The sequence below is a fragment of the Nocardia sp. CA-084685 genome, from assembly GCF_050955785.1.
Lineage (GTDB): Bacteria > Actinomycetota > Actinomycetes > Mycobacteriales > Mycobacteriaceae > Nocardia.
This window is the reverse complement of the sequence record NZ_CP192094.1, coordinates 2,773,444-2,789,656: the sequence shown is the minus strand read 5'-3', so window position 1 is coordinate 2,789,656 and position 16,213 is coordinate 2,773,444. Positions and strand designations below refer to the sequence as shown.

The window sequence follows — 16,213 nt, the reverse complement described above, 5'->3', positions numbered from 1 at the left end:
CACCGCCACATCGCGAGATCCGCGGTCGGCGTGCCCCGCTCGCGGGCGGCTAGGAGACGACGGTCGCGGACCGAACACCCTCGGCCAATTCGGCCGTGAGAGTGCGCACCGCATCGAGTCCCTCGGCCGCGGCGGTCACCAGTGCCGAGCCGACGATGACTCCGTCTGCGTAGGACGCGATTTCAGCCGCCTGCGCACCGTTGCGCACACCGAGGCCGACTCCGATCGGAATATCGGAGTGGGCGCGGATGCGCGCGCACAGCGCCGGAGCCGCGGAGGAGACCACGTCACGGGCGCCGGTGACACCCATGGTCGAGGCCGCGTAGACGAAGCCACGGCTGGCCTCCAGCGTCTTGACCAGACGTTCCTCGGTGGACGACGGCGCGACCAGGAAGATGCGGTCCAGATCGTGTGCCGCCGAGGCGACGAACCAACTGTCGGCCTCTTCCGGGATGAGGTTGGGGGTGATGATGCCGGATCCGCCAGCGGCGGCCAGATCGCGCGCGAAACGGTCGACGCCGTACTGCAGCACCGGATTCCAGTAACTCATCACGACGGCCTTACCGCCCGCCGCGGTGATCGCCTCGACCACCGAGAACACATCGCGCACCCGGACACCGCCGCGCAGCGCCTGATCGGCGGCAGCCTGGATGGTCGGTCCGTCCATCACCGGATCGGAGTAAGCGACACCGACTTCGATTATGTCGCAACCGGATTCGACCATGGTGCGGCACACCTCGATCGAACCGGCCAGATCCGGGTAGCCTGCCGGCAGGTAGCCGATCAGCGCGGCCCGGCTCTCCGCGCGACAGGCTGCGAAGGTGTTCGCGAGGCGGGACTGCTGACTCACGACTGCGCCTCGCTGGCACTCGGCTCCGCCATGACCGAGCGATGCTCGGCTGTGTCTTTGGTTCGCTCGCTCACTGCTGGCTCTCCTTATCGGCGGCGTGGTCATCGAACAGCCCGAACCATCGCGCCGCCGTGTCCATATCCTTGTCGCCGCGCCCGGACAGGTTCACCAGGATGATCGCGCCCTTGCCCAGTTCCTTGCCGAGCTTCAGCGCACCGGCCACCGCATGGGCGGATTCGATCGCCGGGATGATGCCCTCGGCGCGGCTGAGCAGCAGCAGCGCGTCCATCGCCTCGGTATCGGTGATCGGGTGATATTCGGCGCGACCGATGTCCTTGAGGTAGGCGTGCTCGGGACCGACACCTGGATAGTCCAAACCGGCCGAGATCGAATGCGATTCGATGGTCTGGCCGTCCTCGTCCTGCAGCAGATACGAATAAGCGCCCTGGAACGCGCCCGGTGTGCCACCGGTGAAAGTCGCGGCGTGTCTTCCGGTCTCGACACCGTCACCGGCGGCCTCGTAACCGATCAGCCGCACGCCTGGATCGTCGATGAAGGGATGGAAGATGCCGATGGCGTTGGAGCCGCCGCCGACGCAGGCGGTGACCGCATCGGGCAGCCGACCGGTGAGCGCCTGTACCTGGGCGCGAGCCTCCATGCCGACGATGCGCTGGAGATCGCGCACCATCATCGGGAACGGATGCGGGCCCGCGGCGGTGCCGAAGCAGTAGTAGGTGGCCTCGGCATTGGTGACCCAGTCGCGCAGCGCCTCGTTGATCGCATCCTTCAGGGTCTGTGAACCGGTGCGCACCGAGATCACCTCGGCGCCGAGCAGCCGCATCCGGGCCACATTCAGTGCTTGGCGAGCGGTGTCGACCGCACCCATGTAGACGACGCATTCGAGGCCGAGCAGTGCGCACGCGGTCGCGGTGGCGACGCCGTGCTGACCCGCGCCGGTCTCGGCGATCACCCGTTTCTTGCCCATGCGCTTGGCGAGCAATGCCTGGCCGAGCACGTTATTGATCTTGTGCGAACCGGTGTGGTTCAGATCCTCGCGCTTGAGGATGATGCGCGCACCACCGGCATGCTCGGCGAGGCGCTGGCATTCGAAGATCGGCGACGGGCGGCCGGTGTAGTCGCGCTGCAGCCGGTCCAGTTCATCCAGGAAGGCGGGATCGAGGCGACATTTCTCGTATTCGGCGGTGACCTCCTCGATCACCGCCATCAGCGCCTCCGGCACATGCCTGCCGCCGTAAACGCCGAAGTGGCCGCCCAGATCCGGCTCGTGCTCGCTGCGCTCGTGAATACCGTCGGAGGCCTTGGGCAGTGCCGTCACGACTCCGCCTCGCTGGCGCTCGGCTCCGTCGTGCCCGCACGGACCGCGGTGTCGATGGTTCCCTCGTTTCGCTCGCTCACCGTCGTCACCGGCCCCGCCGCGCTGGCTTCGGGCACGAAGGGTGGGTGCCCGCGGTCACCAGCTCGGAGACCGCCGCGCGCGGATCGCCACTGGTGACCAGCCCCTCGCCGACGAGCACGGCATCCGCACCCGCACCCGCATAGGCCAGCAGATCGGCGGTGCCGCGGATACCGGATTCAGCGATGCGGATGACCTCGGTGGGCAGACCGGGCGCGATACGTGCGAAGACGTCGCGGTCGACGTCGAGGGTCTTGAGGTTGCGTGCGTTCACGCCGATCACGGAGGCGCCGGCCTCGAGGGCGCGGTCGGCCTCTTCCTCGGTGTGCACCTCGACCAGGGCGGTCATGCCAAGCGATTCGGTGCGGTCGATCAGCGAGCTGAGTACGTCCTGTTCCAGGGCGGCCACGATGAGCAGAATGACGTCGGCGCCGTGCGCGCGGGCCTCGTGGATCTGGTACGGCCCGACCACGAAATCCTTGCGCAGGATCGGGATGTTCACGGTCGCGCGAACCGCGTCCAGGTCATCGAGCGACCCGTGGAAGCGGCGGCCTTCGGTGAGCACGCTGATGACGCGCGCTCCGCCGTCCTCGTAGGCCTTTGCCAGACTCGCCGGGTCCGGGATATCCGCGAGCTCGCCCTTGGACGGGCTGGCCCGCTTGACCTCGGCGATGACGCCGATGCCGTCTTCGAGGAGCGCGGCGCGGGCGTCCAGCGGCGCGGGGGCCGCAGCCGCGGCCGCCTTGATCGCCTGGAAGTCCAGCAGGGCTTCCCGTGCGGCCACATCCGCGCGGACCCCGTCGAGAATCGAGTCGAGTACCGTCATCTGGCTCGAATCCTTTCTGGGGAGACGGACTTGCTGCCTGAGAATCCCCCCAGGCGCTGTCTCACCGATGCTGACAAAGAATAAATGGCTGCTTGTGGCGCAACTGCGCCGGGGTTTGTAGTCACCTGCTCAGACACCTCGATGCCCTTGTTTCCGCTGATCATGATCGGCGGAATCGTCGGTGGCCGAAGCGGATCCACCCGGTTCGGTCGGGTCGGTACCCGCGTCCAACGCATCCCAGAGCACCCGCTCGGAAAGCTGACCGTTATCGTCGGCCGCGTCGGCGGCGCGCTGACGCGTCACCTCCTCGGTGGCGGCTGCCCTGCGAAAGACCGGATTGTCGTACTTGCCCGACAGGCGGCCCGCGTCCTCGGGCATACGGGCCAGCAGGACACCGGCCGCGAAGGCCGCCAGCGCTCCCAGCAGCGAAAGTACGGCCGGGAACTGGGAAGTGACCACCTCGGTGACGGTCGCGCGGCCGGGCAGCTCCGCCAGGGTGGCGGCACGGGCGGCGGTCGCGCCGGATCTGGTCAGTAGCGCGAAGGCCGGAACCGCCGTCACCGCGGCGACCAGACCGATCAGGACGCCGAACATGCGCCGCAGCCAGCCGCGTGTCGCCAGCACCGCGGCAATGGCGGCCAGCAGTACCAGGGCCAGCGGCGTGAGCGCACCGAACCAGACACCACCGTTGAGTTTGTCGGTGCGTGGTTCGGTGAGGCCGTCGGTGGACGAGACAGTTACCCATGTCATCCGGGAGGAGCCCCACAGCGCCGCCGCGGCGATGGCGAGCAGGACGATCGCGCCGACCGGATATCGGCGCTTCGAGGTCTGTGGGGTGGTCGGATCGGTATCGGCGGGTTCGGAATCGGTCATTCCGCGCTGCCGTCCGCAGGTGCGCTATAGGCCCGAACAGTTTTCGCGGCCGCCACCGCCCGTAGCACCGCCATGGCCTTGTTGCGGGATTCGACGTCCTCGTAGTCCGGATCCGAATCCGCGACGATGCCCGCACCGGCCTGCACATAGGCGGTCCCGTCCTTCAGCAGTGCGGTGCGGATGGCGATCGCGGTGTCCGCATCGCCCGCGAAGTCGAGATAGCCGACGACACCACCGTAGACGCCACGACGGGTGGGCTCGAGCTCCTCGATGAGCTCCATCGCGCGCACCTTCGGCGCACCGGACAACGTGCCCGCTGGGAAGCAGGCATTGACCGCGTCCAATGCGATCTTGCCGGGCGCGAGACGGCCCGAGACAGTCGAGACCAGATGCATGACGTGGCTGTAGCGCTCGATATGCCGATACTCGGTGACCCGCACCGTGCCCGGCTGGCAGACCCGGCCCAGATCGTTGCGGCCGAGGTCGACGAGCATCAGATGCTCGGCGTTCTCCTTCTCGTCGGCCAGCAGCCCCTTCTCGAGCAGCAGATCGTCCTCCTCGGTGGCGCCGCGCCACCGGGTGCCCGCGATCGGATGTGTCGTCGCCACGCCGTCTTTTACGGTCACCAGCGATTCCGGGCTGGAGCCGACGATGGAGAACGCCGTGTCGCCGTCACCGTCCGGGATGTGGATCAGGTACATATACGGGCTCGGGTTGGCCGCACGCAGCATCCGATACAGATCCAAAGGCGCACCGTCGTAATCCATTTCGAAGCGCTGCGAGAGCACCACCTGGAACGCCTCGCCCGCTTCGATCTCCTTGACCAGGCGACGTACGCCCGCACCGAACTCTTCGGTGGTGCGGCGGCGGATGTACTCCGGCTCGGGCTGATCGAAGACCGAAACCGTGGACTCCGAGGGCGCGGCCAGCGCGGCGGTCATCCGATCCAGCCGGGCCACCGCATCGTCATAGGCCTCGTCGACCCGTTCGGCGGTGCCGTTCCAGTTGACCGCATTGGCGATGAGCGTAATGGCGCCCTCGTGATGGTCGAAGGCCGCGAGATCGGTAGCGAGCATCAGCACCATCTCGGGCAGCCGCAGATCATCGACGGCGAAGGTGGGCAGTCGCTCGATGCGGCGCACCGCGTCGTAACCGAGGTAGCCGACCATGCCGCCGGTCAGCGGGGGCAGACCGGGCAGCCGCTCGGTCCGCAGCAGTTGCAGGGTTTCACGCAGCGCCACCAGCGGATCGCCGCCGCATGGCGCGTCCGCTGGGGTGTGCCCGAGCCAGGCCGCTTCGCCGTCCACGACGGTCAGCGCGGAGGGGCTGCCCGCACCGATGAACGACCAGCGAGACCAGGACCGCCCGTTCTCCGCGGACTCGAACAGGAAGGTACCGGCCCGATCCGCGGCCAACTTGCGGTAGGCCGACAGCGGAGTTTCGGAATCCGCCAGCACCTTTCGGGTCACCGGGACCACCCGATGCTCCGCGGCCAGTTCGTGGAACTGTTCGCGGGTCGTGGTGGTGGGAATGGACGCGCCAGGCATGTGTCCATCATCCCAGGTGGCACCGACAGCCTTGTCGGCGCATCCCATCCTCCTGAACCGACTGTCCGGTTCCGATGTGCCGCAAGGGCTGGTGACAGCCGTCACTACACTTCGCCCCGTTCGATCTCACACGCGGTACCCATTTCGAGAGGAGACAACTGATGTACCCCTCGCAACCAGGTGCGCCAGAGGGGCGGCACGCTGCCGGCTCGGGCCTTCCCGGTCAACCCCCGCGGATGGTCGGCCTGCATTCGATGGGCGGATCACCGAGTTCCAACCATGTGAACGCCCTAGCTTCCTTCGTCACCTATGTGAAGGCGTTGGAAGCCCTGGACAAACACCACTTTCCGGATGAGTACGCCACTCACAGCGACCGGATCAGGGAACTCAGGCCGCTGCTGCGCGCACACGGAATTCTCGACGTCATGGAAATCAAAAATCCAGAAATCGCCGCACTCATCGGCGCTTAGTCGCGATACGAACCCGTCATTCCGGTATCCGGTGTGACGGGACCGAGCGCGGGGGCGGCAAACCGACCTCGCGCCCGGTACTGTCCCCACTATGCAGACAGGTCAGCTCGCTCCCGAGTTCGAGCTTCCCGATCAATCCGGCACCCCGCGTTCGCTCGATGCGCTGCTCGCGAACGGCCCGCTGGTGCTGTTCTTCTACCCCGCCGCAAATACCCCGATCTGCACGGCGGAGGCGTGCCATTTCCGTGATCTGTCCGCCGAATTCGCGGCGCTGGGCGCATCGTGCGTCGGCATCAGCACCGATAGCGTCGACACCCAGGCCGGATTCGCATCCAAGCAGAACCTCGGTTACCCGCTGCTGTCGGATGTCGACGGCGAGGTCGCCTCGACATTCGGGGTGAAGCGCGGACTGCTCGGCAAGCTCGCCCCGGTCAAGCGGCAGACCTTCGTGATCGACCGGGATCGCAAGGTCGCAAAGGTGATCACCGGCGAGTTCCGGGCCGATGCGCACGCCGACGAGGCGCTGAAGTTCCTACGCGAGCGCGCTCTGCAGTAGCCCTGCTCCCGAACACGCGGTAATGACCGCGAAAAACGCCAGATCCATGGCCATCGATCTCTCGTTGCCCGGCATACGCTGGATGCATGACTTCGAGCGAGGTTCGGCCGGACGGTCAGAAATCCACGCTGGCTCCGTGGCGCACGCGGATCATCGGCACAGTGGCGGTTATCGCCGCGTTGATCATCACCTACCTCATTCTGGCGGCGTTCATTCCGCGCTGGTGGGCGCAGCGCATCGCCGGGATGGTGGATAGCAGTTTCAGCAAGGGCATCGGGTGGGGTCTGATGTATGGCTTGCTCGGCACCGCGATTCCGTTGTTCCTGTTGCTGTTCGCCGCGCTGATTTGGAGGCGGCGAGCCGGAAAGTTCGTCGCGGGTGCCGCCGCGGTGCTCGCGCTGATCATCGCGATTCCAAATCTGATGACATTGTCGATCGTGCTCGGCGAGAGCAGTGCCGCACACGCCGGTCAGCGGATTCTCGACGTCGACGCGCCCGCATTCCGTGGCGCTTCGCTGGTCGGCGCCATCGTTGCGGTCGTGGCCTTTCTCGCCGTAACAGGCCTGTTCGGCTGGCGGCGGTGGCAGCGCAGGCATCCGGGCAGGCAGGCGGCGCCCGCTGCCACTCGGCAAACACCAACGGTTACCTAGCAGACGTCATCGACCCGCCCTGCGGCTCTGTGAGGGACCTCACGTCGCGAACCAAGTCCATGACGGTCGAGCGAAGTCGTGGCAAACTCAATCACGCGAGTGACCGTGAACAGCGCTTTTCGTTAATCGCTAGGTTCGCTAACAATAAGACGTCACTTGGCTCGAAAGAAGGCATCCCAGTGGCGAAGTGGCTCGACCCGGACGAACAACGAGCTTGGCGCGCCATCGTCGCGCTGATGACGCGTCTACCAGGCGCTTTGGATACTCAGCTGCAGCGCGAATCCGGGGTTACCCATTTCGAATACTGGGTGCTCACGCTGTTATCCGAGGAGCCCGGCCACCGACTGCAGATGAGTGAGCTTGCCCACAAGGCAAATGCATCGCTATCGCGACTGTCCCATGTGGTGTCGAAGTTGGAGCGCATGGGCTGGGCACAACGGTCAGCAACCACCGGCCGCCGCGGCGTGCAGGCGGTACTCACCGACGACGGCTACTCGAAGGTCGTCGAGGCGGCACCCGGATATCTGGATGCGGTGCGGCAGTTGGTTTTCGATGGTCTCGATACCGAACAGACCGTGCAACTCGCCGACCTCAGCGAACTGCTCGTCAGGCAGCTCGGCGACACACTGAGTCAGTCCAATGGCCGGTCGACGCAGGTCGAGGAGAGCGGCGAGCAGCCGAATCCATAACGGTCGCGCGAGGTCGGGCTCAGCTGTCGGCGAGTAGCAGGTCCGAGTCGAAGCACGTGTGTGTGCCGGTGTGGCAGGCCGCGCCCTCCTGGTCGACGACGAGCAGGATCGTATCGCCGTCACAATCGAGCCGGACCTCGTGCACGTACTGGGTGTGGCCGGAGGTTTCGCCCTTGACCCAGTACTGCTGGCGCGAACGCGAATAGTAGGTCGCCTTGCGGGTTTCCAGCGTGCGAGCCAGTGCCTCGTCGTCCATCCAGGCAACCATCAGCACATCGCCGGTGCCGCGCTCCTGCGCGACCGCGGCGACGAGTCCGGCGTCATTGCGCTTGAGCCGGGCGGCGATGGCGGGGTCAAGAGTCATATCACCGTTATACAGGCAGCCACCCACCGGAATACGTCGTGTAGTGCCGAAACGCACTCGACGCGATAGTTCCTACTCCTCCGGCAGCGGAATCAGTTCGAGATGTTCGGCCACAGGCTTTTTGGTGCACGCGGCTCTGCCGGTGACCAAGTTCACCCCGCCCGGGTGGGCAACCAGCCATTTGCCACAAACGCAACGCAGATAGCGAACCGAACCATGTGTCGACACCAGTATCGGCGATGGCCAGGAGCATGCGGGACACGTGGCGGACATGGTCGCTAAGCCTGGGTAACTCTCGGGCAGATAGCAATCACCGCCGCGGCGTGGCGGCAGACGAATCCGAAGAATGTCAAGCTGCGCGAGTGCGATTCAGCTCACCGAGGACCTGCCAGGTGCGCCGACGGTCGGCCCCGGAAGCCAGATCTGTTTGTGCGACAACGACACCGGTGGCGCTAATTCGACGCCTGCCGTGCAATCATGCTCAGCCGGAAATGATTTGATCTCAATCTGGAGGAGGCGCTAGCGGACGATGATTTGCTCGGCGCGCATGGCGGCTTTTACCTGGGGGATGGTGAGATCGCCGAAGTGGAAGACGCTGGCGGCCAGGACCGCGTCCGCGCCGGCCTGGACGGCGGGTGCGAAGTGTTCGACGGCACCGGCACCGCCGCTGGCGATCACCGGTATCGAGACCGCCTCGCGGACGGCCTTGATCATGGGCAAATCGAATCCTGCCTTGGTGCCGTCGGCATCCATCGAGTTGAGCAGGATCTCGCCGACGCCGAGTTCGGCTCCGCGCATGGCCCATTCGATGGCGTCGATACCGGTGCCGCGCTTACCGCCGTGTGTGGTGACCTCCCAGCCGGACGAAGTGTCGGGCTGGCCGTCCGGAACGGTGCGGGCGTCCACCGACAGCACGATGCACTGCGAACCGAAGCGCTCCGACATTTCCCGCAAGACCTCGGGGCGCGCGATCGCGGCGGTATTCACCGACACCTTGTCCGCGCCCGCACGCAGCAGCCGATCGACATCCGCGACTGTGCGCACGCCGCCACCGACGGTGAGCGGGATGAAGATCTGCTCGGCCGTGCGGGTCACCACGTCGATCATGGTGCCGCGGTCGCCGGTGGAGGCGGTGACGTCGAGGAAGGTCAGCTCGTCGGCGCCCTGCAGGTCGTAGGCGGCGGCGAGCTCGACCGGATCGCCCGCATCGCGCAGGTTCTCGAAGTTGACGCCCTTGACCACCCGGCCCGCGTCGACATCCAGACACGGAATAACGCGTACCGCCAACGTCATCGGCTCACCCTTCGTCGAATCATGCTGTATTCACCCACCCCGCCGGCTGCCATCCCCTGTGTCCTTCGCGCGCAGCCTCACGCATCGTCGGCAACCGTGCAAATCATTTCGAGTAGCTCCTCGTGCACCCCCGGCGCGGCGGCCAGCACCGAACCCGAGGTGATGGTCCACGGGTCTCCCGCCAGATCGGTGACAACCCCGCCCGCCGCGCGCACCAGCGCGACACCCGCGGCGTTGTCCCACGGATGGTGCCCGAAGACGATCGCGCCGCCGAGCACACCCGATGCGGTGAACGCGAGGTCGATGCCAGTGGAGCCGTGCATGCGCACCCGTGAGGACAGCCTGCTCAGCGGACCGAGCAGGTCGAAACGGAACCGGCCGGGAATGCGTCCGGCGGAGTCCACATTGAATGCGCCGAAGCCGATCATCGCCTCACCGAGTTTCCCGTGCGGCAGGCGCGGTAACGATTGGCCGTTGAGCAGCACTGGACCGTCGACAGCCGCGGAATAACGTTGGCCGAGTATTGGCAACCAGGTCAGTCCGAGCAGCGGCTCGCCGTCGTGCACCAGCGCGAGCAGCATGCCCGAAAGGGGATGTCCCGATGAGTAATTGAAGGTGCCGTCGATCGGATCGAGCACCCACGCGGTCCCCGAGGTGAGCTGCGGACCACCGAATTCCTCACCGTGCACCTCGATTCCGGTGCGTTGCTCGAGCTGTGCGGAGATGGTGCGCTCCAACTCCAGATCGAGTTCGGTAGCGAAGTCGTTGCGGCCCTTGGCCACCGCGCTCGGCGCGCCGACCCCCTCGACGAAACGCGGGCTCGCCGCATCGAGGATTTCGCCGGCGACGTCGAGCAGGGCCGGTAGTTCGGTGTCGAGGCGGTTGGCGGTCATCGAATCGTCAGCGAACCGCGGCCAACGCTTCGGGCAGCGTGAAGCGGCCCGCGTACAGCGCCTTACCGACGATCGAACCCTCGACACCCTCGGGCACCAGCTCGGCGATGGCAACCAGATCTTCGATGGTGGAGACGCCGCCGGAGGCGATGACCGGCGCGTCGGTAGCGGCGCAGACCTCGCGCAGCAGATCCAGGTTGGGGCCGGTGAGGGTGCCGTCCTTGGTCACGTCGGTGACCACGTAGCGCGAGCAACCGTCGCGCTCCAGCCGCTCGAGCACCTCCCACAGATCGCCGCCGTCGCTGACCCAGCCGCGACCGCGCAGCCGGTGTTCGCCGTCGATGATCCGCACATCCAGGCCGACGGCGATGCGCTCGCCGTACTTGACGATGGCGCGGGCGCACCACTGCGGATCCTCCAGTGCGGCCGTGCCGAGATTCACTCGGGCACAGCCGGTACCCAGCGCGGCCTCCAGGGATTCGTCGTCCCGGATGCCGCCGGAGAGTTCCACCTTGACATCGAGCTCACCGACGACCTTGGCCAGCAGTTCACGATTCGAGCCACGGCCGAACGCCGCGTCCAGATCGACCAGATGTACCCACTCCGCACCGGCTTCCTGCCAGGCCAGTGCCGCATCGCGCGGGGAGCCGTAATTGGTTTCGCTGCCCGCCTCCCCCTGAACCAGGCGCACGGCCTCTCCATTGGCGACATCGACAGCAGGTAGCAGCACAAGACTCACGGATGCAGTTTAGTTGCTCGCTCCCCGCGCCCTATCCCCGGCCTGCGGAAATAGGGGCGCGATCACCCTTGCACATGATCATCCAGAACCCGGGTGAGCAGCCGCACCAGTTCGCGACGCTCGGCGGCGGAGAGGGCGGCGAGTAGTTCGTCCTGGGCGCCTTCGATTCGCTGGTCCAGTTCGTCCAGGTGGCGGCTGCCCGCCTTGGTGATGGTGACGATATTGCGGCGGCGGTCGCTCGGATCCGGGGCACGTTCGATCAAACCGCGCTCGGCCAGATCGTTCAGTGCGGCCACGATATCGCTGCGATCGATGCGGGTGCGACGGCCTAGATCGGCCTGGCTTGCGGGGCCGAATTCGCCGAGCGTGGTCAGCAGGGCGTAGTGGTAGCGGCGCGATCCGGTTGCTTCGAAGGCGCGCTCGGTCGCTCGGTTGGCGAGGATGGCCACCTGATTGACCAGTCGAGTGGGCAGGGCGCGCAGCCTGCCCGGGGTGCCCTCATGCGCGATCTCCATGAAAGCAATGTAGCAAACTTGTTGGTTGCACCCACAAACTGATAACGTTGGACATGCCAATGTTGGAGTAACCAATGTTTAGTCCGAAAGGTTCGACCGATGAGCAAGATCCGCCGCTTCCTCTCATTCACCGCACTACCGCTGGCGCTCCTCGCCGCCTGCACCACCGCCACCAAGGACGACACGCACCAGCTCCGCGCACTGGTGGACCGCAACGAGATCACCGGGCTGGTCAATAAATTGGGCCGCGCCCTGGACGAAGGGCGCTTCGACGACTTCCGCACGATCTACACCGCTGAGGCGACCGCGCAGACACCCGGCGGTCGGGCCGAAGGTCGTGACGCCCTGATCGCGCAGGCGAGCCGAAATCACTCCGGTGACAAGCGCATTCAGCACTTCATCGCCAATGTGATGATCGATCTGCACGGCGATACGGCCGAGGTGCGGGCGAATCTCATTGCCACTTTCGCCCCCGCGACGACGGCCGCGTCGGAGCCGCAGTACACCCTCGGCGAGGTCTACCGCTTCGATGCGGTTCGCACGGAGGAGGGTTGGCGATTGTCACGGGTGGAGACGACGCCGCTGTGGTCCACGGGTACCAGGCCCTGAGCTGGTTGCTCGATTTGTACGTCGACCATGACAAGACCCGTATGCGATAACAATTCAGTGTGGCTGCGACGGCGAATACCGCGATCGCGTCGCCGCAATCCGAATCCATTCGCCTATTTGGAATTCGAGATCGCTCTGTTGTCGGTTGAGTGGAATTCACCGATACCGCGTGGCCGGGGTGGTCGCGGAAACGCAGAAAGGCCCCCAACAATGTTGGGGGCCTTCCGCAAGGATGTTCCGGCGGTGTCCTACTCTCCCACACCCTGTCGAGTGCAGTACCATCGGCGCTGGTGGCCTTAGCTTCCGGGTTCGGAATGGGACCGGGCGTTTCCCCACCGCTATAGCCGCCGTAACTCTATGAAACTATCCACAAACAGCGCGACAATCCCAGGGGAACAAAATAACCCCTGTCGTTGTCTGCTGCAGTGTCTGTGTGTTGTTTCAGATACCGCACAGTGGACGCGTAGCTTCTTCGTTGGTAAGTCCTCGGCCGATTAGTACCAGTCACCTCCACCCGTTACCGGGCTTCCAGTTCTGGCCTATCAACCCCATGGTCTGTAGGGGGCCTTAACCACTCGAAGGTGGTGAGAAACCTCATCTTGGAACAGGCTTCCCGCTTAGATGCTTTCAGCGGTTATCCCTTCCGAACGTAGCTAACCAGCAGTGCCCTTGGCAGGACAACTGGCACACCAGAGGTTCGTCCGTCCCGGTCCTCTCGTACTAGGGACAGCCTTCCTCAAGTTTCTGACGCGCGCGGCGGATAGAGACCGAACTGTCTCACGACGTTCTAAACCCAGCTCGCGTGCCGCTTTAATGGGCGAACAGCCCAACCCTTGGGACCTACTCCAGCCCCAGGATGCGACGAGCCGACATCGAGGTGCCAAACCATCCCGTCGATATGGACTCTTGGGGAAGATCAGCCTGTTATCCCCGGGGTACCTTTTATCCGTTGAGCGACACCGCTTCCACTTGCCGGTGCCGGATCACTAGTCCCGACTTTCGTCCCTGCTCGAGCTGTCACTCTCACAGTCAAGCTCCCTTGTGCACTTGCACTCGACACCTGATTGCCAACCAGGCTGAGGGAACCTTTGGGCGCCTCCGTTACATTTTAGGAGGCAACCGCCCCAGTTAAACTACCCACCAGGCACTGTCCCTGAACCAGATCATGGCCCGAGGTTAGAGGTCCAATACGATCAGAGTGGTATTTCAACGACGACTCCACCAACACTAGCGTGCCAGCTTCACAGTCTCCCACCTATCCTACACAAACCGTACCGAACACCAATACCAAGCTATAGTGAAGGTCCCGGGGTCTTTTCGTCCTGCCGCGCGTAACGAGCATCTTTACTCGTAATGCAATTTCGCCGAGTCTGTGGTTGAGACAGCAGAGAAGTCGTTACGCCATTCGTGCAGGTCGGAACTTACCCGACAAGGAATTTCGCTACCTTAGGATGGTTATAGTTACCACCGCCGTTTACCGGGGCTTAAATTCTCAGCTTCGCCACCGAAGTAGCTAACCGGTCCTCTTAACCTTCCGGCACCGGGCAGGCGTCAGTCCGTATACATCGTCTTACGACTTCGCACGGACCTGTGTTTTTAGTAAACAGTCGCTTCTCTCTGGTCTCTGCGACCCAACCCAGCTCACGGTGCAAAACCGGTCACCAGATCGGGTCCCCCTTCTCCCGAAGTTACGGGGGCATTTTGCCGAGTTCCTTAACCACAGTTCTCTCGATCGCCTCAGTATTCTCTACCTGACCACCTGTGTCGGTTTGGGGTACGGGCCGTGTACCAACTCACTAGAGGCTTTTCTCGGCAGCATAGGATCACTGAATTCACCTCAATCGGCTACGCATCACCTCTCAGGCACAAGAGACACGGATTTGCCTATGTCTCGCCCTACAGGCTTACACCAGTACAACCACTGACTGGCCCAGCTACCTTCCTGCGTCACCCCATCGCTTGACTACTACAGCAAGGGTCGTATGCAGCCACTTCCGGCTCCCCGAAGGGAGTCCATCCGCTTTTGGATACTTAGCACCACTGATTCGCCATTGGGCGCGGATACACGGGTACGGGAATATCAACCCGTTGTCCATCGACTACGCCTGTCGGCCTCGCCTTAGGTCCCGACTCACCCTGGGCGGATTAACCTGGCCCAGGAACCCTTGGTCATTCGGCGGACGAGTTTCTCACTCGTCTTTCGCTACTCATGCCTGCATTCTCACTCCCACAGCCTCCACAACTAGCTCACGCTGCTGCTTCCATGGCTGCAGGACGCTCCCCTACCCATCCACACCACTGCACAACCCCCCGCAGGAGGAAGTGAATGTCATGTGTGAATGCCGCGGCTTCGGCGGTGTACTTGAGCCCCGCTACATTGTCGGCGCAGAATCACTTGACCAGTGAGCTATTACGCACTCTTTCAAGGATGGCTGCTTCTAAGCCAACCTCCTGGTTGTCTTCGCGACTCCACATCCTTTTCCACTTAGTACACGCTTAGGGGCCTTAGCCGGCGATCTGGGCTGTTTCCCTCTCGACTACGAAGCTTATCCCCCGCAGTCTCACTGCCACGCTCTCACACACCGGCATTCGGAGTTTGGCTGATTTCGGTAAGCTTGTAGGCCCCCTAGACCATCCAGTAGCTCTACCTCCGGCGTGAAACACGTGACGCTGCACCTAAATGCATTTCGGGGAGAACCAGCTATCACGGAGTTTGATTGGCCTTTCACCCCTACCCACAGCTCATCCCCTCAGTTTTCAACCTAAGTGGGTTCGGGCCTCCACGACGTCTTACCGTCGCTTCACCCTGGCCATGGGTAGATCACTCCGCTTCGGGTCTAGAACACGCGACTCACAACGCCCTATTCGGACTCGCTTTCGCTACGGCTACCCCACACGGGTTAACCTCGCCACATGCCACTAACTCGCAGGCTCATTCTTCAAAAGGCACGCCATCACCCACCCTAGCAAAGCTAAGCGCAGGCCCTGACGGATTGTAAGCGCACGGTTTCAGGTACTATTTCACTCCCCTCCCGGGGTACTTTTCACCTTTCCCTCACGGTACTAGTCCGCTATCGGTCACCAGGGAGTATTCAGGCTTACCGGGTGGTCCCGGCAGATTCACAGCAGATTTCACGGGCCCGCTGCTACTCGGGAAACATCCACAACAGCCGTTGAGTTTTCATTTACCGGACTATCACCGTCTATGGCAGGCCGTTCCAGACCACTTCAACTAACACAACGGTTTCTGACTGTCGCCCTGACCGGCAGATCAGGGAAGAATGCTCCCACTACCCCGTCCAGACAACCCCTGCCGGGTATCACATCTGAACGGTTTAGCCTCATCCGCTTTCGCTCGCCACTACTCACGGAATCACTATTGTTTTCTCTTCCTGTGGGTACTGAGATGTTTCACTTCCCCACGTTCCCTCCACACACCCTATATATTCAGATGCGGGTAACACGACATCACTCGTGCTGGGTTTCCCCATTCGGAAATCCTCGGATCTCAGCTCGGTTGACAGCTCCCCGAGGCTTATCGCAGCCTCCTACGTCCTTCATCGGCTCCTGGTGCCAAGGCATCCACCGTACGCTCTTAAACACTTACAAACAAAGATGCTCGCGTCCACTGTGCAGTTCTCAAACAACACACCCGAACGAATCCAATTCCGACACCAGCACCCCAGCCAAAAAACTGAGGTCGGTATGACCGAGAACCCGATCGGATCGTCTATTTGCCTAGAAAGAAACACTCGCGTGTTCTCTCAGGACCCAACAGTGTGCCGATTACATCCCCGAACCGAAAGCACTCAGGCTTCCAGCAATTTCGAGGCACATGTCAGTGTTCCACCCATGAGCGTCCGCCGGACTACATGTGAGTCCGAAACGGTCTCTGGCATCAACGTTTACCATCCCCGACTCTTCG

Annotated in this window: 15 protein-coding genes and 2 rRNA genes; 5 read left to right on the top strand and 12 right to left on the bottom strand. The window is 63.6% G+C overall.

All coding sequences use genetic code 11. From position 1 onward, the window contains the following. Positions 1–49: 49 nt before the first annotated feature. From trpA to ACQP2U_RS12555, 5 genes are all read right to left on the bottom strand, one after another. Positions 50–850, bottom strand: coding sequence for a tryptophan synthase subunit alpha (trpA, locus tag ACQP2U_RS12575; protein ID WP_397036670.1), 801 nt, complete (start codon positions 848–850; stop codon positions 50–52). A 70-nt stretch (positions 851–920) separates the two neighbouring features. Next, positions 921–2,186 carry a tryptophan synthase subunit beta gene (gene trpB, locus ACQP2U_RS12570; protein ID WP_433714817.1) on the bottom strand — a complete coding sequence of 422 codons (1,266 nt, stop codon included), beginning with the start codon at positions 2,184–2,186 and terminating at the stop codon, positions 921–923. Positions 2,187–2,271: 85 nt separating this feature from the next. After that, the gene (gene trpC / locus ACQP2U_RS12565; RefSeq protein WP_397036666.1) at positions 2,272–3,090 is read right to left on the bottom strand and encodes an indole-3-glycerol phosphate synthase TrpC; all 819 of its coding nucleotides are present in this window, start codon (positions 3,088–3,090) and stop codon (positions 2,272–2,274) included. A 129-nt stretch (positions 3,091–3,219) separates the two neighbouring features. Continuing rightward, a complete protein-coding gene (locus ACQP2U_RS12560; RefSeq protein WP_433714816.1) occupies positions 3,220–3,963 on the bottom strand; it encodes a TIGR02234 family membrane protein in 744 nt (247 codons plus the stop codon). Then, entirely contained in the window at positions 3,960–5,510 is a 1,551-nt protein-coding gene (locus ACQP2U_RS12555; protein WP_433714815.1) for an anthranilate synthase component I, read from the bottom strand. The genes ACQP2U_RS12560 and ACQP2U_RS12555 overlap by 4 nt, the downstream gene beginning before the upstream one ends. Positions 5,511–5,671: 161 nt before the next feature. Between ACQP2U_RS12555 and ACQP2U_RS12550 the strand changes: the two genes are divergently transcribed. From ACQP2U_RS12550 to ACQP2U_RS12535, 4 genes are all read left to right on the top strand, one after another. After that, positions 5,672–5,980 (top strand): hypothetical protein, encoded by a 309-nt coding sequence (locus ACQP2U_RS12550; protein ID WP_397036660.1) that lies wholly within the window; start codon positions 5,672–5,674, stop codon positions 5,978–5,980. 91 nt (positions 5,981–6,071) lie between these two features. Then, positions 6,072–6,536, top strand: a complete 465-nt coding sequence (locus ACQP2U_RS12545; RefSeq protein WP_433714814.1) for a peroxiredoxin — start codon at positions 6,072–6,074, stop codon at positions 6,534–6,536. 86 nt (positions 6,537–6,622) lie between these two features. Further along, complete coding sequence (locus ACQP2U_RS12540; protein ID WP_433714813.1) at positions 6,623–7,186, top strand: permease; 564 nt, start codon at positions 6,623–6,625, stop codon at positions 7,184–7,186. 179 nt (positions 7,187–7,365) lie between these two features. Next, positions 7,366–7,875, top strand: coding sequence for a MarR family winged helix-turn-helix transcriptional regulator (locus ACQP2U_RS12535; protein ID WP_433714812.1), 510 nt, complete (start codon positions 7,366–7,368; stop codon positions 7,873–7,875). 19 nt (positions 7,876–7,894) lie between these two features. Here ACQP2U_RS12535 and hisI read toward each other — a convergent pair whose 3' ends face one another. From hisI to ACQP2U_RS12510, 5 genes are all read right to left on the bottom strand, one after another. After that, entirely contained in the window at positions 7,895–8,239 is a 345-nt protein-coding gene (hisI, locus tag ACQP2U_RS12530; protein ID WP_062993581.1) for a phosphoribosyl-AMP cyclohydrolase, read from the bottom strand. Between the two features lie 519 nt (positions 8,240–8,758). Then, positions 8,759–9,532: an imidazole glycerol phosphate synthase subunit HisF gene (hisF, locus tag ACQP2U_RS12525; RefSeq protein WP_397036652.1), complete on the bottom strand. Its 774-nt coding sequence runs from the start codon at positions 9,530–9,532 to the stop codon at positions 8,759–8,761. Positions 9,533–9,609: 77 nt separating this feature from the next. Beyond that, entirely contained in the window at positions 9,610–10,425 is an 816-nt protein-coding gene (locus ACQP2U_RS12520; RefSeq protein ID WP_433714811.1) for an inositol monophosphatase family protein, read from the bottom strand. Positions 10,426–10,432: 7 nt separating this feature from the next. Continuing rightward, entirely contained in the window at positions 10,433–11,164 is a 732-nt protein-coding gene (gene priA, locus ACQP2U_RS12515) for a bifunctional 1-(5-phosphoribosyl)-5-((5-phosphoribosylamino)methylideneamino)imidazole-4-carboxamide isomerase/phosphoribosylanthranilate isomerase PriA (protein WP_433714810.1), read from the bottom strand. Between the two features lie 62 nt (positions 11,165–11,226). Then, positions 11,227–11,679, bottom strand: a complete 453-nt coding sequence (locus ACQP2U_RS12510; RefSeq protein ID WP_433714809.1) for a MarR family winged helix-turn-helix transcriptional regulator — start codon at positions 11,677–11,679, stop codon at positions 11,227–11,229. A 99-nt stretch (positions 11,680–11,778) separates the two neighbouring features. Here ACQP2U_RS12510 and ACQP2U_RS12505 point away from each other — a divergent pair, with 99 nt between their 5' ends. Further along, the gene (locus ACQP2U_RS12505) at positions 11,779–12,288 is read left to right on the top strand and encodes a nuclear transport factor 2 family protein (RefSeq protein ID WP_433714808.1); all 510 of its coding nucleotides are present in this window, start codon (positions 11,779–11,781) and stop codon (positions 12,286–12,288) included. Positions 12,289–12,523: 235 nt separating this feature from the next. Here the strand turns inward: ACQP2U_RS12505 and rrf are convergent. After that, positions 12,524–12,640 (bottom strand): 5S ribosomal RNA (gene rrf / locus ACQP2U_RS12500). A 122-nt stretch (positions 12,641–12,762) separates the two neighbouring features. Beyond that, positions 12,763–15,897 (bottom strand): 23S ribosomal RNA (locus tag ACQP2U_RS12495). Positions 15,898–16,213: the final 316 nt, after the last annotated feature.

Excerpts from the sequence above, each read along its gene's own strand:
- ACQP2U_RS12560 (WP_433714816.1), bottom strand. The coding sequence starts at position 3,963 with ATGACCGATTCCGAACCCGCCGATACCGATCCGACCACCCCACAGACC.
- ACQP2U_RS12510 (WP_433714809.1), bottom strand. The coding sequence starts at position 11,679 with ATGGAGATCGCGCATGAGGGCACCCCGGGCAGGCTGCGCGCCCTGCCC.
- hisF (WP_397036652.1), bottom strand. The coding sequence starts at position 9,532 with ATGACGTTGGCGGTACGCGTTATTCCGTGTCTGGATGTCGACGCGGGC.
- trpC (WP_397036666.1), bottom strand. The coding sequence starts at position 3,090 with ATGACGGTACTCGACTCGATTCTCGACGGGGTCCGCGCGGATGTGGCC.
- ACQP2U_RS12545 (WP_433714814.1), top strand. The coding sequence starts at position 6,072 with ATGCAGACAGGTCAGCTCGCTCCCGAGTTCGAGCTTCCCGATCAATCC.
- hisI (WP_062993581.1), bottom strand. The coding sequence starts at position 8,239 with ATGACTCTTGACCCCGCCATCGCCGCCCGGCTCAAGCGCAATGACGCC.
- ACQP2U_RS12505 (WP_433714808.1), top strand. The coding sequence starts at position 11,779 with ATGAGCAAGATCCGCCGCTTCCTCTCATTCACCGCACTACCGCTGGCG.
- ACQP2U_RS12555 (WP_433714815.1), bottom strand. The coding sequence starts at position 5,510 with ATGCCTGGCGCGTCCATTCCCACCACCACGACCCGCGAACAGTTCCAC.
- ACQP2U_RS12550 (WP_397036660.1), top strand. The coding sequence starts at position 5,672 with ATGTACCCCTCGCAACCAGGTGCGCCAGAGGGGCGGCACGCTGCCGGC.
- ACQP2U_RS12520 (WP_433714811.1), bottom strand. The coding sequence starts at position 10,425 with ATGACCGCCAACCGCCTCGACACCGAACTACCGGCCCTGCTCGACGTC.
- ACQP2U_RS12540 (WP_433714813.1), top strand. The coding sequence starts at position 6,623 with ATGACTTCGAGCGAGGTTCGGCCGGACGGTCAGAAATCCACGCTGGCT.